This is a genomic window from Allobosea sp. CER48, from assembly GCF_044752385.1.
Taxonomy (GTDB): domain Bacteria; phylum Pseudomonadota; class Alphaproteobacteria; order Rhizobiales; family Beijerinckiaceae; genus Allobosea.
On the sequence record NZ_JBIWYK010000608.1, the window covers coordinates 1 to 1,567 of the forward strand.

The window sequence follows — 1,567 nt, forward strand, 5'->3', positions numbered from 1 at the left end:
TGAAGACGAGCCGCGCGGCACCCTGACTGTGCGAACCATCGCCATGCCCGGCGATACCAACGCAAATGGCGACATCTTCGGCGGCTGGGTGATGTCGCGCATGGACCAGGCCGGCGGCATCGCCGGCGTCGACCGGGCGCAGGGGCGCGTGGTCACGATTGCCGTCGATGCCATGACCTTCCACCGACCGGTGAAGGTCGGCGACGTGCTGAGCGTCTATACCGAAATCGAGTCGATCGGCCGGACCTCGATGAAGATCCATGTCGAGGCCTGGGCCAAGCGGTTCCGCACGACTGTCCATGAGAAGGTCACCGACGCGACCTTCACCTTCGTGGCGATCGACGAGGAAGGGCGCCCGCGCCCGGTGCCAAAGCCCGAGCAGGGTTGACCGGCGCCGCAAATCCTAACGGGGCGTGAAGCGGCGCTCCAACAATGTGATTCAAAAGAATCCACTTTAAACCGTTCTTTAAGCGCAAGCGGACGATGCTGAGGCCCGACAGACCGGGGAGGACCCGGCCGGGGGAAATCATGTCCGTTCGATGCCGCATGCGGGTCCAGCCGCCTGGCCTTCGCCAGGGGAGGGAGGGGATTCCCATGGCCGCAGCGTCAGCGATCCGGCAGCAACCGGCCTCAGCCGGATAGTCTCCCCATTCCTTACTTCAGTTCATTGTTCAGCGTTGCGTGATATCCGGAGTACGACTTCATGACGAAAGCCAAGCCCGCGCGTGAGGGCAAGCCGTTGCGGATCGGCATCGCAGCACGCATCTACGCCGCATTGGGCATGATGACGGCCCTGACCCTCGTCTCATCCTCGGTCGCCTGGTTTTCCTACAATCGCGTCGACCAGACGGTCGACGACCTCGTCGGCAAGAAGATGCCGGTGGTGGAGCTCGCGCTGGAACTCTCGCAAGCCGCGACCCAATCGACGGCGCTGGCCGCGCGCTTCAGCGAGATCGAGACGGTCCAGCAGCGCTCCACCCTGACGGGCGAGCTCGACAAGGTCGAAGCCCGGCAGATGGACCTGCTCCGCCGCATCGCCGAGCAGGGCCAGGACAAGGCCAAGACCCAGGCGGCGATCGACTCGCTGTCGCGCCAGATCAACGACATCAACGACCTGACCGGTGACCGGCTGCGCAACGCCTCCGAGCAGGGCGAGGCGCTGAACAAGCTGTCGAAGGCGCGCGAGGGCTTTACCGCGCTCGCCGATTTCGAGACGGGCGATGCGCAGTTCAACGTCAAGATGAACATTGCCAGCGCGACGCAGCTCACCGGCAAGGAAATCGAGGACGCGCTGTCGAACATCATCGACAAGGACCTGGCGGCGCTGCAGACGGCGCAGGCCCTGCAGCTGCAGGTCAGCGAGCTGGTCGGGCTGCTGCGCGAAATCTCACAGATCGAAAGCCCCGAGAAGCTGGAGAACGCGAAGGCGCGCTTCAAGGCGATTCTCGGCCAGGTCCGCGGCTTCCTCGCCGCGGCGGACAAGATCCAGGCCAATCCGGCGCGCGCACAGGCCGTCAATGCCGTGGTCGATCTCGGCGACGGGCAGAGCGGGTTGATCGCGATCCGC

The 1,567-nt window shown here is 64.9% G+C and carries 2 protein-coding genes; both read left to right on the forward strand.

Features of this window, described 5'->3' with window-relative positions:
- On the forward strand, window positions 1-388 hold a 388-nt coding region (locus ACIPIA_RS15960; protein ID WP_400510954.1), incomplete at its 5' end, for an acyl-CoA thioesterase.
- 315 nt (window positions 389-703) lie between these two features.
- On the forward strand, window positions 704-1,567 hold an 864-nt coding region (locus ACIPIA_RS15965), incomplete at its 3' end, for a hypothetical protein (protein WP_400510955.1).